At 73.3% G+C, this 12,821-nt stretch carries 13 protein-coding genes; 6 read left to right on the top strand and 7 right to left on the bottom strand.

Annotated features, from left to right (window positions below):
• Positions 1 to 7 precede the first annotated feature (7 nt).
• Positions 8 to 613 carry a MarC family protein gene (locus OG899_RS08505; RefSeq protein WP_125496656.1) on the top strand — a complete coding sequence of 202 codons (606 nt, stop codon included), beginning with the start codon at positions 8 to 10 and terminating at the stop codon, positions 611 to 613.
• Between the two features lie 231 nt (positions 614 to 844).
• Here the strand turns inward: OG899_RS08505 and OG899_RS08500 are convergent, their stop codons facing one another.
• Complete coding sequence (locus tag OG899_RS08500) at positions 845 to 1,021, bottom strand: hypothetical protein (protein WP_185867794.1); 177 nt, start codon at positions 1,019 to 1,021, stop codon at positions 845 to 847.
• 213 nt (positions 1,022 to 1,234) lie between these two features.
• On the opposite strand from OG899_RS08500, the gene OG899_RS08495 reads away from it, so the two are divergent.
• Complete coding sequence (locus tag OG899_RS08495; protein ID WP_406311190.1) at positions 1,235 to 2,131, top strand: NYN domain-containing protein; 897 nt, start codon at positions 1,235 to 1,237, stop codon at positions 2,129 to 2,131.
• 442 nt (positions 2,132 to 2,573) lie between these two features.
• Positions 2,574 to 2,813 carry a hypothetical protein gene (locus OG899_RS08490; RefSeq protein WP_125496657.1) on the top strand — a complete coding sequence of 80 codons (240 nt, stop codon included), beginning with the start codon at positions 2,574 to 2,576 and terminating at the stop codon, positions 2,811 to 2,813.
• 116 nt (positions 2,814 to 2,929) lie between these two features.
• On the opposite strand, the gene OG899_RS08485 is transcribed toward OG899_RS08490, so the two are convergent.
• Positions 2,930 to 3,835, bottom strand: coding sequence for an alpha/beta fold hydrolase (locus tag OG899_RS08485; protein ID WP_125496658.1), 906 nt, complete (start codon positions 3,833 to 3,835; stop codon positions 2,930 to 2,932).
• A gap of 153 nt (positions 3,836 to 3,988) precedes the next feature.
• On the bottom strand, positions 3,989 to 6,547 hold the full coding sequence (locus OG899_RS08480) for a DEAD/DEAH box helicase (RefSeq protein ID WP_406310972.1): 2,559 nt from the start codon (positions 6,545 to 6,547) through the stop codon (positions 3,989 to 3,991).
• Positions 6,548 to 6,932: 385 nt separating this feature from the next.
• On the opposite strand from OG899_RS08480, the gene OG899_RS08475 reads away from it, so the two are divergent.
• Positions 6,933 to 7,676, top strand: coding sequence for a ferritin-like fold-containing protein (locus OG899_RS08475; RefSeq protein WP_185867792.1), 744 nt, complete (start codon positions 6,933 to 6,935; stop codon positions 7,674 to 7,676).
• Between the two features lie 105 nt (positions 7,677 to 7,781).
• Here the strand turns inward: OG899_RS08475 and OG899_RS08470 are convergent, their stop codons facing one another.
• The 4 genes from OG899_RS08470 to OG899_RS08455 all read right to left on the bottom strand — a co-directional run bounded on the left by OG899_RS08470 (position 7,782) and on the right by OG899_RS08455 (position 9,757).
• Entirely contained in the window at positions 7,782 to 8,051 is a 270-nt protein-coding gene (locus OG899_RS08470; RefSeq protein WP_125500769.1) for a hypothetical protein, read from the bottom strand.
• Positions 8,052 to 8,261: 210 nt separating this feature from the next.
• The gene (locus OG899_RS08465; RefSeq protein ID WP_185868009.1) at positions 8,262 to 8,489 is read right to left on the bottom strand and encodes a DUF3107 domain-containing protein; all 228 of its coding nucleotides are present in this window, start codon (positions 8,487 to 8,489) and stop codon (positions 8,262 to 8,264) included.
• A gap of 190 nt (positions 8,490 to 8,679) precedes the next feature.
• Positions 8,680 to 9,327, bottom strand: a complete 648-nt coding sequence (locus OG899_RS08460) for a TetR/AcrR family transcriptional regulator (RefSeq protein WP_125500767.1) — start codon at positions 9,325 to 9,327, stop codon at positions 8,680 to 8,682.
• Positions 9,328 to 9,526: 199 nt separating this feature from the next.
• Positions 9,527 to 9,757: a hypothetical protein gene (locus OG899_RS08455; RefSeq protein ID WP_125500766.1), complete on the bottom strand. Its 231-nt coding sequence runs from the start codon at positions 9,755 to 9,757 to the stop codon at positions 9,527 to 9,529.
• A gap of 217 nt (positions 9,758 to 9,974) precedes the next feature.
• On the opposite strand from OG899_RS08455, the gene OG899_RS08450 reads away from it, so the two are divergent.
• A complete protein-coding gene (locus OG899_RS08450) occupies positions 9,975 to 10,985 on the top strand; it encodes an alpha/beta fold hydrolase (RefSeq protein WP_125500765.1) in 1,011 nt (336 codons plus the stop codon).
• A 350-nt stretch (positions 10,986 to 11,335) separates the two neighbouring features.
• Positions 11,336 to 12,763: a DUF3152 domain-containing protein gene (locus OG899_RS08445; RefSeq protein ID WP_406310971.1), complete on the top strand. Its 1,428-nt coding sequence runs from the start codon at positions 11,336 to 11,338 to the stop codon at positions 12,761 to 12,763.
• Positions 12,764 to 12,821 lie beyond the last annotated feature (58 nt).

Raw genomic sequence — 12,821 nt, 5'->3', positions numbered from 1 at the left:
CACACGCATGTTCGACATCGCTGTCTTCGGCTCTCTGTTCGTCACCCTTTTTGTCATCATGGATCCCCCGGGGATCACGCCGATCTTCCTGGCGCTCACCGCGGGGCGCCCCGTGAAGGTGCAGCGGCGCATGGCCGTCCAGGCGGTCTGCGTGGCCGGCGGGGTCATCGCCGTCTTCGGTGTCCTCGGCCACCAGATCCTCGACTATCTGCACGTCTCCGTCCCGGCGCTGATGATCGCCGGTGGACTGCTCCTGCTCCTCATCGCGCTCGACCTGCTCACCGGCAAGAACGAGGAGCCCAAGGCCACCAAGGACGTCAATGTGGCGCTGGTGCCGCTCGGCATGCCGCTGCTGGCCGGCCCGGGTGCCATCGTGTCGGTGATCCTCGCCGTGCAGAAGGCCCACAGCGTCACCGCGCAGATATCGGTGTGGTCGGCGATCCTCGCCATCCATGTGGTGCTGTGGCTGGTGATGCGCTACTCGCTGCTGATCATTCGGGTGATCAAGGACGGCGGCGTGGTGCTGGTGACCCGGCTGGCGGGCATGATGCTCTCCGCGATCGCCGTGCAGCAGATCATCAACGGCGTCACCCAGGTGATCCAGGGGGCCTGAGCACCTCCGCGTCGCTTCTCCCGCGCGCGCCGCGGAGACCCGCCCCGCAGCCATGCAGCAAGCCCCCGTACGGCACAGAGCCGTGCGGGGGCTTGGTGCATGCGTCGTGCGTGCCGCTGCGACGCGCCGGATGCTGCGGGCGCCGGAGTGCCCGGCGGTACCGGGCGCCGGATGCCGTGGATGACCGGCGGTGTCGGAGGCGTGGTGCGGGCTATGAGGTCGGACGGAGGCTCATGAAGCGGGGGTCTCGGCCGGGCGGATCCACAGTCGCTGGCCGATCTCGGCGGCTTGCCGGACGATCTGATCGACGGAGGCGGCGTCCACGACCGTGCTGTCGACGGTGGTGCCGTTCACGTGGTCGAGGCGCGTGATCTCGAAGCGCACAGGCTGCTCCCTTCGTCTGGTCATCCTCCTGAGGAGAATTGCTGGCGAGGAAGGCGCGGGAGCGTCGGTGTCCCGCGTTCCACAGTCCTCAACGCAGTGTCGACCTGAAACATTCCCTACGCTAAGGAAATTTTTCGACCAGCTAATCAGGTGGGGCTGAGCGACTCGATCGACTGTTCGGCACCGGTTGTGTTCACAGCGTGACCGCCGGGACAATGGAGGGCGATGAACGAGGGCATGCACGAGGAGCACGCGGCGCTGGCCGCCCGCATCGACCGCACCAACGAGCTGCTGGAGCGCATGCTCGTCGAGGTGGCCAAGACCCCCTCGACGCACGCGATCTTCGTCGACGCCGGGTACCTGTACGCCGCCGTGGGCCGGCTCGTCGCCGGGACGGAGGACCGCCGCGCCTTCGACCTGGACGCCGGCGGCTTGATCGAGGCGCTCATCGAGCGTGCCCGCACGATCTTCGCCGACAGCCGGCTGCTGCGCGTGTACTGGTACGACGGCGCCCGCCGCCGCATCCACACCGCCGAGCAGCAGGGCATCGCCGAGCTGCCCGACGTCAAGGTCCGGCTGGGCAATCTCAACGCCAACAACCAGCAGAAGGGCGTGGACTCGCTGATCCGCAGCGACCTGGAGTCGCTGGCCCGGCACCGCGCGATCAGCGACGCGGCCCTGCTGGGCGGCGACGAGGACCTGGTGTCGGCGGTCGAGGCCGCCCAGGGCTACGGCGCCCGGGTCCACCTGTGGGGCATCGAGTCCCCCGAGGGCCGCAACCAGGCCGAGCCGCTGCTGTGGGAGGTCGACAGCCAGCGCACCCTGGACCTGGACTTCTTCAAGCCCTACGTCTCCCGCCGCACCACGGCGACCCTGCCGGCGGCCGGCGGTGCCCGGCCGACCCGCGACGACGTCCGCTTCGTGGGGGCCCAGATAGCCGCCAAGTGGCTCGTCGAACGCGGCCGGGACACCCTGATCGAACTCCTCCCCGGCCACCCCTACCTGCCCGGTTCCGTGGACCAGGACCTGCTGGTCGAGGCCGAGACCCTGCTGCAGTACTCCCTGCGCGGCCAGGCCGACCTGCGCCGCGCCCTGCGCGACGGCTTCTGGGAGCATCTGCAGACCCAGTACTAGGCCACAGGCCCGTACCGGCCGAGCTCCGGGCGGGTGCACCTGGCTCGTCGGTGACGACGCCTTCGGGCCCGCCGCCCGCGACACGGTCACGGCGAGCGGCCTCCGGTCGCCGTACCGGGCCGTCAGGAGGCGGAGCAGGTGCGCACTCCGACCACGGGATCCGCCGGAAAGGTCCGCCCGAGAGGTTCTTCCCGGGGGCCGAACCGTCGATACGGTCGTGCACATGCAAGATCAGCAACCGTACCGGGCTCCTGTCCCACCGCCTCCGACCCCATCGCCCACCGCGCCGGCCCGCAGCCGGGGCCCGCTGGCGATCGCCCTCCTGATCGGACTGCTGGTGGGCGCGGCAGGCGTGGGCGCCGCCTGGGCAGTGACCGGTGACAGCCCGCGAACGGGCAGCTCCGCAGCGGACGCCCACGGCGCGTGCAGCGCACTGGACGTCATGGACGAATCACTGCTCACCGCCCGGGACGGTGTGTCCGACGACCAGCGCATGCAGGCGCTGCACCGCTTCCAGGGCGCCGTCAGCCTGGCCCAGGCCGCCGCGGCGACCGACGCCTCGTACAAGCCGCTCGAGCAGTCCCTCATCCAGGCCTACAACGGTTACGTCACACGGTTCGACTCCGGTCCCGAGAGCAAGAAGGCTCTGGAGAAGGCCCGCCACATCTGCGCCGACCTCTAGCCGGGGTCCCCGGGCCGCGACCAGCGGTCGGTGCGGGGCGAGCCGTCGGCGGCCGGCGCGGGGCGGTGGCGGGCGGTGGCGGGCGGTGGCGACACCGGGTCACTCCGCCCGGCACCTCAGGCTCCGCCGTCGTCCTCGGCGGGAACGGTGTCCCAGAAGTCGGCCAGGGCGCGGGCCGTCGCGAGCGGCTGGTCGCAGTTGGGGGAGTGCTCCGCGCCGTCGATCACCGTGCGCCGGGCCCCGAGCCGTACGGCCATGTCGTCCAGCAGTGGTACGGGCCAGATGTCGTCCCGCACCCCCGACAGCACATGGAACGGCAGCGGGACGGTGGCCAGGTCCGCGACCCGGTCCGGTTCCTCGCACAACTGGCGTCCGGTGGCCAGCAGCTGCGCGGGCTTGGTGGCCAGCCAGCGGCGGCGCAGATCCTCCGGGCGGGCCACCGCCGGGGCGCTCGCGCCCGGCCCGGCGCCGGTGACGGCCCCCTCCGGCGCCTCGGCGCCCTGCATGACCTGCCACACCTGGTCCATGGTCATCAGCGTGAGGGCGTCCCGCAGCAGCTTCACCCGCTCCTGCTGCGCCTCGGAGATCTCCGCAGGCCCGGAGGCCATCAGGGTGAGCGAGCGGAACGGGGAGCGGTCCAGGAGCACGGCCGCACGCGCGATGTGCCCGCCGAGACTGTGGCCCACCAGATGGACGCGGGTGCCCAACGCCTCGGCCTGCGCGAGAACGTCCCGGGCGAGTTCCTCCTGTGCGTACGCCGACTCGTCGTCCGCCGGTCCGTCCGACTCGAACTGTCCGCGTCCGTCCACCGCGACGGTCCGGTAACCGCGGGCCGCCAGCGGGGCGTGCAGCGGGTTGAAGTCCTCCTTGCTGCCGGTGTAGCCGGGCAGCAGCAGTGCGATGCCACGCGGTACGGTGCCGGCCGCGGCGGGGGCGTCCACGACGGCGAACTCCCCGCGCGCGGTGCGCAGTCGACAGGCACGGGCTCCGGGGGGCGGGACGAAGGTCGGGGGCTGGCTCATACCGCGAGGCTATCGAGCGTGACCGGTACACGCCGAGACGCCCGGGGGTACGGCCGGCAGGGCGCACGGCACCCTTTTGAAACACCCTTTTGAAACGCCGCCGGCCCGGTCCCACGGGGGACACCGGGCCGGCGGCGTTACGCGGGGCGTCGGTCAGGCGTCCGCGGACTCCACCGCGGCCGCCGTCTTCCGGGTACGACGCGTCCTCGGCTTCGTCCCGTCCTCCGCCTCACCGGTGGCCTGCGCGGGAATCTCCGCTCCCGCGGCCGAGGCGGCGGCCTTGCGCGTACGGCGACGCGGCTTGGCCTCCGCCGTCGGCGCCTCCGCCCCGTCCGCCGCGTCCACGGCCTCGGGCGCGGTGGTGGTGGCCTTCTTGCGGGTGCGCTTGGGCTTGGCCTCCGCTTCCTCGGTGGCGGGCGTGGCCGTGTCCGTGGTGGGGGCGGCGGCTGCCTTCTTCCGGGTGCGGGTGCGCTTGGGCTTGGCTTCCGTGGCGTCGGTGGTGTCGGTGGTTGCCGGTGCCTCGGGTGCGGCCTTCGTGGTCGCCGTGTCCGCGGGCGCGGTGGTGGCGGCCTTCTTGCGGGTGCGCTTGGGCTTGGCCTCCGCTTCCTCGGTGGCGGGCGTGGCCGTGTCCGTGGTGGGGGCGGCGGCTGCCTTCTTCCGGGTGCGGGTGCGCTTGGGCTTGGCTTCCGTGGCGTCGGTGGTGTCGGTGGTTGCCGGTGCCTCGGGTGCGGCCTTCGTGGTCGCCGTGTCCGCGGGCGCGGTGGTGGCGGCCTTCTTGCGGGTGCGCTTGGGCTTGGCCTCCGCCTCTTCGGTGGCGGGCGTGGCCGTGTCCGTGGCGGGGGCGGCGGCTGCCTTCTTCCGCGTGCGGGTGCGCTTGGGCTCGGCCCCCACGGCGTCGGCCGTGTCGGCGGCGACCGGTGCGCCCGTCTCCTGCTTGGGTGCCTGCTCGGCTTCCGGTGCCGTCGTCTCGGGGGTGGCGGCCTCGGCCGTCCTGCGGGTGCGGCGGCGCGGCTTCGCGGGGGCCTCCGGCGCGGCCTCGGCGGCCGGCGCCTCCGCCACCGCGGTCGCGGACGCCGTGGACGGCGCGGCGGGCTCCGCGGGCTCCGGCTGGGGCGCGGGCACCTCCTGGGACGCCTCCGGCGCCGGTGCGGAAGCCGCCGGTGCGGGAGCGGCCGCCTCAACCGGGACGCCACCGCGCATACGGCGTCGGCGGCGCGGCGTACGGGTCCGCGGCTGCTCGTCCGTGCCCGTCGCCTCGGCCGAAGCGGCCTCGCCGGCCGTGCCCGCGGCCGGGGCGGCGTCCACCGGTGCGCCACCGCGCGTACGCCGGCGGCGGCGCGGGGTGCGCGCCGGGCGCTCGCGGTCACGGCCGGCCGAACGGCTCCTGTCGCGTCCGCCCCGGCCGCCGCGTCCGCGGCCGCCGGTCTCGCCCAGGTCCTCCAGCTCCTCCGCGTCCAGTCCGGCCCGGGTGCGCTGCGAGCGGGGCAGGATGCCCTTGGTGCCCTCGGGGATGCCCAGGTCGCTGAACAGGTGCGGGGAGGTGGAGTAGGTCTCCACCGGCTCGTGGAAGTCCAGCTCCAGCGTCTTGTTGATCAGCTGCCAGCGCGGGACGTCGTCCCAGTCGACGAGCGTGATCGCCGTACCCTTCGCGCCGGCGCGTCCGGTACGGCCGATGCGGTGCAGGTAGGTCTTCTCGTCCTCGGGGCACTGGTAGTTGATGACGTGGGTGACGCCCTCGACGTCGATGCCGCGGGCGGCGACGTCGGTGCAGACCAGGACGTCGACCTTGCCGTTGCGGAAGGCGCGCAGCGCCTGCTCGCGGGCGCCCTGGCCGAGGTCGCCGTGGACCGCGCCGGCGGCGAAGCCGCGACGCTGGAGCTGCTCGGCGATGTCGGCCGCGGTGCGCTTGGTCCGGCAGAAGATCATCGCCAGGCCGCGGCCCTCGGCCTGCAGTATCCGGGCGATCATCTCCGGCTTGTCCAGCGAGTGCGCGCGGTACACGAACTGCTTGATGTTGGCGACCGTCACGCCCTCGTCGTCCGGCGCGGTGGCGCGGATGTGCGTGGGCTGGGACATGTAGCGGCGGGCCAGACCGATCACCGCGCCCGGCATGGTCGCCGAGAACAGCATGGTCTGCCGCTCGGCCGGCAGCATGTCCATGATCTTCTCGATGTCGGGCAGGAAGCCGAGGTCGAGCATCTCGTCGGCCTCGTCCAGGACCAGGCACTTGACGTGCCGCAGGTCGAGCTTCTTCTGCCCGGCCAGGTCCAGCAGCCGGCCCGGGGTGCCGACGACCACGTCGACGCCCTTCTGCAGCGCCTCCACCTGAGGCTCGTAGGCACGGCCGCCGTAGATCGCGGCGACCCGCACGTTGCGCACCTTGCCGGCCGTCAGCAGATCGTTGGTGACCTGCACGCACAGCTCACGCGTGGGCACGACGACCAGCGCCTGCGGGGCGTCGCTGAGATCCTCGGGGGCGGCGCGCCCGGCCTGCACGTCGGCGGGGACCACGACGCGCTCGAGAAGCGGAAGGCCGAAGCCGAGCGTCTTGCCGGTGCCGGTCTTGGCCTGGCCGATGACGTCCGAGCCCGACAGGGCCACGGGCAGCGTCATCTCCTGGATGGGGAAGGGGGTGGTGATGCCGACGGCTTCCAGCGCCTCGGCGGTTTCGGGGAGGATTCCCAGGTCTCGGAACGTGGTAGTCAGCGTCATGCCTCTTCTGTGTACGCGGTGCGAGGCGAGCGCGGGGGTCGTGTCGCGTGACCGTGCCGGGGACGGAGGCCGCCCACGCGGGCGGGCCTGTGGCACGGGACCACTGCCGACGCTCTAGCGCTCGTACCGCTGAGGGTGTCCCTCCGGTCGTCGCACGTACACTGACGTACGGCCGCGGAGGTCTGTCGGGTCGGAGCCGATCGGGCCACCGACCGGGCATCCTCATACGTACGCCTGCGGGAGACGTCGAGCGTCGGCGTACCCATCAGGCGCAATACCACCATACCCCGGATCCGTGCACACGCGATGGCCGATTTGGTCACGTAGTCGTCGTCACACCGGACGATCAGGTGAGGTGCCGGGGCCGCGGACTATTGTGCGCTGCATGACCAGCCCTGACACGCCTGAGAACGCCACCGACGCCCCCGCACGCACCGGGATCGCCGCCATGAACTGGGCGGAGGCCGCCGCGGACCCCCAGTACCGTGCCGCGGTCGTGGACCTGCTCGGAGCCCTCGCGTACGGCGAGCTGGCGGCGTTCGAGCGGCTCGCGGAGGACGCCAAGCTGGCGCCCACCCTCGCGGACAAGGCCGAGCTGGCGAAGATGGCGTCGGCGGAGTTCCACCACTTCGAGCAGCTGCGCGACCGGCTCGCCGAGATCGGGGTGGAGCCGACGGAGGCGATGGACCCGTTCGTCGCCGCGCTCGACGGCTTCCACAAGCAGACGGCGCCCTCCGACTGGCTGGAAGGGCTCGTCAAGGCGTACGTCGGCGACTCGATCGCCAGCGACTTCTACCGGGAGGTCGCCGTCCGCCTGGACTCCGACACCCGTGAGCTGGTCCTCGCCGTCCTCGCGGACACCGGGCACGCCGAGTTCGCGGTGGAGAAGGTGCGCGCCGCGATCGAGGCCGACCCGCGGGTGGGCGGCCGGCTCGCGCTGTGGGCGCGGCGGCTGATGGGCGAGGCGCTGTCGCAGTCGCAGCGGGTGGTGGCCGAACGGGACGCGCTGTCGACGATGCTGGTCGGCGGAGTGGCCGACGGCTTCGACCTGGCCGAGGTCGGCAAGATGTTCTCCCGGATCACCGAGGCGCACACCAAGCGGATGGCGGCGCTGGGCCTGGCGGCCTAGGCGTGCCGTCCCGGGACGGCGCACCTGGCCGCGAGGCGGCGACGGCGTCGGGGCCGGTGACGATCGGTCGTACGACCGGCCCGACGCGGTCGCGGCCGCCGGGGATCAGGCCGGCGCGGAGCGCCGCCGCAGCCGTGCCGCCGGGCGGAGCAGCAGCGACAGGGACGCGACCGAGACGACCACCGCACCCAGCAGGCTCGGCAGGACCCCGGCGGGGTCCAGGGCGCCGTGCGTGACGAAGGCGCCGAACAGGGCACCGGCCACGGCCGTCGACAACACCAGCAGGCGCGAGGGCAGCCGGTGGGACAGGCGGTGGAACGCGGCCCAGCCGAGCAGCAGACCGAGCACGGCGGAGCCGGACGTTTCCAGAATCATCGAGTGCCTCCCCAGGCGGTCGGCCGGTGCCGGACGGTCGTACCCGTCTTACCCCTGACCTGCGGAATCCAACCCTCCCTGTGGGCTGTTCGGGCAGCCGGCGATGCGGCGCGGGGCGGCAGCGCGGGAACACGACGGCGGGGTGCCCCCGGCCACCGCCGAGGACACCCCGCCCTGGAGCACATGCGGCCCGCCCGGCGCGGCGCGGACCTACAGCGCGCCGAAGCCCACCCGGCGCGGCGTCCGCTCGCCCAGCTCGACGTACGCCAGACGGTCGGCCGGGACCATCACCTTGCGCCCGTGCTCGTCCTCGAGGGTCAGCAGCTTGACCGCGCCCGTCAGCGCGTCGGACACCGCCCGCTCGACCTCCTCGGGCTTCTGACCGCTCTCCAGAACGATCTCGCGGGGCGCGTGCTGCACGCCGATCTTGACCTCCACGGCTATGTCCCTCCGACGGTCAGTGAAGTGCGCGGCCTTCCGCGCCGTACCCAGCACACATTAGCCCGGTGAGGGGAAGCGCACGGTGCTGCCGTCCCACGCCACGAGCGAACAGCCGGGGGGAATACGCCGGGGGAGACCCGAAGGCGGCGGCCGACGGTCGGAGCACCACGAGGCCCGGCGTTCCGGTTCAGCGGTGCTGCTGCTCGCTGCCGTGCAGCGGGAAGCCGGCGATGCCGCGCCAGGCCAGCGACGTCAGCAGCTGCACCGCCTGGTCGCGCGGGACCTTGCGGTCGCTGTGCAGCCAGGACCGGGCCACCACCTGGGCCAGCCCGCCCAGGCCGGAGGCGAGCAGCATGGACTCCTCGCGCGACAGGCCCGTGTCCTCGGCGATCACGTCGCAGATCGCCTCGGCGCACTCCGTGGTGACCTTGTCGACGCGCTCGCGCACCGCCGGCTCGTTCGTCAGGTCCGACTCGAAGACCAGCCGGAAGGCTCCGCCGTCGTCCTCGACGTACGCGAAGTAGGCGTCCATCGTCGCCCGCACGCGCTGCTTGTTGTCGGTGGTCGACGCCAGCGCGGTGCGCACGGACTGGATGAGCGACTCGCAGTGCTGGTCGAGCAGGGCGAGGTAGAGGTCGAGCTTGCCCGGGAAGTGCTGGTAGAGCACGGGCTTGCTGACGCCGGCGCGCTCGGCGATGTCGTCCATCGCGGCCGCGTGGTACCCCTGCGCCACGAAGACCTCCTGAGCGGCGCCCAGCAGCTGGTTCCGCCGGGCGCGGCGCGGCAGGCGTGTGCCTCGCGGGCGTGCCGCCTCAGTCTGCTCGATGGCTGTCACGCCGCCTCCCAAAGTCGTCCTTGTGCGCTGTGCGCCGCGCCGCCATCGTACTTTTCGGTAACCGTACTGTGCGCGGTGCGAGCGCAGAATTTCACGTACCGGACGGTGATGAAACCATTGGTCGGGGTTTCGCATGCAACCCGGACGGGCAGGTGAAGACGCCCGTGAGCCGCCCGGTCACGGTGCGTGAGTCCGCGGCTCAGCGGTAGTCGTCCTCGTCGAGGGACACCACGCGCGCCTGTTCGATCAGATCGGCCTCGTTGCCGCGGGCGGGATCCACGTCGGTCAGGGGGTCGTCGTGGTCCGGTGCGACATCGGCCTGCTGCTCGGCGGCGTCGCCCTCCGGGGCCTCGACGTCGATCTCCGCGGCGTCCTCCTCCGCAGGCGTCTCGGCGTCGAACGTCTCGGGATCGGTGGGGTCGTAGGCCATGCCGGGCTCCCTTCCCGTGCACGTCGCCGCGCACGTCCTCGTGGTCTCCCTCGAACAGCGGGGGCTACCCCGGGTGCCCTCTGTACGAGCGTAGGAGACACCCGATACGGACGCCACAACCCCGCGGCCGGCGCCCCGTCCCGGCGACACTCCCGGGGACGCGGCCTGTGACGGCGGACACAGGAACCAGTGCGTGATCGTCTCGTAACATTGCCGCATGTCTTCGACCGAGCTGCCCTCCGTGTCGTCCGCCAACGTTCTTCCCACGGTGGCACCCGTCGGGGTCGAGGAGGGGGAGCGGCTGCGCTCGGTCCGGCTGCCGGGGATGACCCTGGCGGTGCGCTCCCGGCCCGCCCGGCGCGAGGGCCTGCCCCGCGCCCTGTACGTGCACGGGCTCGGCGGCTCCTCGCAGAACTGGTCCGCGCTGATGGCGCTGCTGGACGACACCGTCGACAGCGAGGCGGTCGACCTGCCGGGCTTCGGCGACTCGCCGCCGCCGGACGACGGCAACTACTCGGTCACCGCGCACGCGCGCGCGGTGATCCGCTACCTGGACGCCCGTGGCGGCGACCCGGTTCATCTGGTCGGCAACTCCATGGGCGGCGCGATCTCCACCCGGGTCGCCGCCCTCCGCCCCGACCTGGTGCGGACCCTGACCCTGGTGTCGCCCGCGCTGCCCGAGCTGCGGGTGCAGCGCACCGCGGTGCCGACCGCGCTGCTCGCCGTGCCCGGCGTGGCGGCCCTGTTCACCCGGCTCACCCGTGAGTGGACGGCCGAGCAGCGGGTGCGCGGCATGCTGGCGCTGTGTTACGGAGACCCGTCGCGGGTCACGCCCGAGGGGTTCCGTGCCGCCGTTCAGGAGATGGAGCGGCGGCTCCGACTGCCATACTTCTGGGACGCGATGGCGCGCTCGGCGCGCGGGATCGTGGACGCGTACACGCTGGGCGGGCAGCACGGACTGTGGCGCCAGGCCGAACGGGTCCTCGCGCCCACGCTGCTGGTCTACGGTGGCCGTGACCAGCTCGTGGGCTTCCGCATGGCGCAGCGCGCGGCCCGTGCCTTCCGTGACGCGCGCCTGCTGACCCTGCCGGACGCGGGACACGTGGCGATGATGGAGTACCCGGAGACGGTGGCCACCGCCTTCCGGGAGCTGCTGGCCGAGACGGTGGGCCCGCGGGCCGAGGACGGGGGATCGGACGAGAGCATGGACGAGAGCATGGGGGGCTGAGAAGGCGCGTGGGACGCCACAGCCGCCGCGGACCCGCCCCGAAGGGCGAGACCGCGGAGACAGCTGAGACAGCAGCCGAAGACGACAGCCGGGGCCGGGCAGGCCACGGAGAGAACCACGGCACAGGACCGTCCGGCGCACGGCCGGGCGGTCGGGGAACGGGCGGTCAGGGGCCGGCCGGGCCGTGGCCCGGCAACCGACCGCCGGGCGCCGCACCCGGGCCGCTCCGTACGCCCCCGGCCGGGCCGGCACCGGCCGCGACACCCCCCGGCGGCATCCCCCGGGTGACCGGACCGGCGCCGGGACTCCACGCGGGTCCACCACCCGGACCCAGGCCCGGACCGGACGGAATGTCAGGACCACGGCACCCAGGTGCTGTTCCGCCCGGCACCGCGCCACCAGGCCCGTACCGCCCGGAACCTGTCCCGCCGTCAGCCCCGCAGCATCCCGGCGCGGGCCCGGCACCGACGGCACCACGCTTCCCGGATGGCACGCCCGCGCACGGTGTTCCGCGTTTCCCGGATGGCACGCCCGCGCATGGTGTTCCGCGTTTCCCGGACGGCACGCCCGCGCACGGCGTCCCGCGTCCCCCCGACGGCACCCCCGCCGGCGGTGTCCCGCAGATCCGGGGCGGGCATCCCGAGCAGCACGAACCGGGTGGCGGCTGGGGCAGGCCGGTCCCCGGCCCGGCGGGCGCCGCGGGCGCCGGGCCCGCCGCCCCGGCCGGCGCCCCCGCCGCCGGCCCCGGGCCCGCGACGCCGCCCGTTCCCCAGCAGCGGCAGCAGCCGGCCGGCCCACGGCAGGACTACCTCGACGCCTTCGACGGAGAGAACAGCGTCTTCGCGCCCCGGCCCGCCGCGGCCGCGCACCCGGAGGCCTCCTCGGACGGCCGGCACGGCAGCGGCGCCGGCACGGACGCCGGACGGGGCACCGGACAGGACGCCGACGACGGCGCACCGCCGGACGACGCCGGGGCGCGGGACGCGGGCAAGGGCGGCAAGGGGCGCACCTTCACCGGCATCGCGGCCGCCGCCGTCACCACCGTGCTCGCCGTCGTCGTCGCCGGGCAGGTCACCGACGAACACTCCGGCGCGCACGCCCAATCGGGCTCGGAGCAGGCACGGCAGACCCGGAGCGCACCCTCGTCGCCGTCCGCCGCACCGGTGCTGACGTACGCCCAGAAGATGAACCGGACGTACGAGATGAGCCCCACGTTCAAGGGCTCGGGCACGTTCGACACGGTCCCCGGCTCCGCGAAGGCACCCGGCGGCGGGCACGTCTACCGCTACCGCGTCGACGTCGAGCAGGGCCTCGGCCTGGACGGGAAGCTCTTCGCCGACGCCGTGCAGAAGACCCTCAACGACGACCGCAGCTGGGCGCACGACGGGGCCCGCACCTTCGAGCGCATCTCCACCGGCACGCCCGACTTCGTGATCACGCTCGCCAGTCCGGGCACCACCGCGGACTGGTGCGCCAAATCGGGCCTGGACACCACCGAGGACAACGTCTCCTGCGACTCGGCGGCCACCCCGCGCGTGATGATCAACGCCTACCGGTGGGCGCAGGGCTCGACGACCTACGGCGACCACATCTACGCCTACCGGCAGATGCTCATCAACCACGAGGTGGGCCACCGGCTCGGCCACAACCACGAGCTGTGCCGGAAGGACGGCGCTCTCGCCCCGGTGATGCAGCAGCAGACCAAGTTCCTCGACCACGACGGCATCCACTGCCTGGCCAACCCCTGGCCGTATCCCGAAGGGACGTCCGAAGGGTGACGTAAGAAGGATGACCTGCGGCGCGCACCGGCCCCCGCCGCGGGAGCCGGACCGTGGC

Origin of the sequence: Streptomyces thermoviolaceus (assembly GCF_045209695.1) — a bacterium.
Classification (GTDB): Bacteria; Actinomycetota; Actinomycetes; order Streptomycetales; family Streptomycetaceae; genus Streptomyces; species Streptomyces thermoviolaceus.
Note: the sequence above shows the minus strand (reverse complement) of the source record. Positions and strands in the feature narration are given on the sequence as shown.

Coding starts and splice junctions, on each gene's coding strand:
- OG899_RS08505 (WP_125496656.1), top strand. CDS start 8: ATGTTCGACATCGCTGTCTTCGGCTCTCTGTTCGTCACCCTTTTTGTC.
- OG899_RS08500 (WP_185867794.1), bottom strand. CDS start 1,021: ATGACCAGACGAAGGGAGCAGCCTGTGCGCTTCGAGATCACGCGCCTC.
- OG899_RS08495 (WP_406311190.1), top strand. CDS start 1,235: ATGCACGAGGAGCACGCGGCGCTGGCCGCCCGCATCGACCGCACCAAC.
- OG899_RS08490 (WP_125496657.1), top strand. CDS start 2,574: ATGGACGAATCACTGCTCACCGCCCGGGACGGTGTGTCCGACGACCAG.
- OG899_RS08485 (WP_125496658.1), bottom strand. CDS start 3,835: ATGAGCCAGCCCCCGACCTTCGTCCCGCCCCCCGGAGCCCGTGCCTGT.
- OG899_RS08480 (WP_406310972.1), bottom strand. CDS start 6,547: ATGACGCTGACTACCACGTTCCGAGACCTGGGAATCCTCCCCGAAACC.
- OG899_RS08475 (WP_185867792.1), top strand. CDS start 6,933: ATGACCAGCCCTGACACGCCTGAGAACGCCACCGACGCCCCCGCACGC.
- OG899_RS08470 (WP_125500769.1), bottom strand. CDS start 8,051: ATGATTCTGGAAACGTCCGGCTCCGCCGTGCTCGGTCTGCTGCTCGGC.
- OG899_RS08455 (WP_125500766.1), bottom strand. CDS start 9,757: ATGGCCTACGACCCCACCGATCCCGAGACGTTCGACGCCGAGACGCCT.
- OG899_RS08450 (WP_125500765.1), top strand. CDS start 9,975: ATGTCTTCGACCGAGCTGCCCTCCGTGTCGTCCGCCAACGTTCTTCCC.
- OG899_RS08445 (WP_406310971.1), top strand. CDS start 11,336: ATGTCAGGACCACGGCACCCAGGTGCTGTTCCGCCCGGCACCGCGCCA.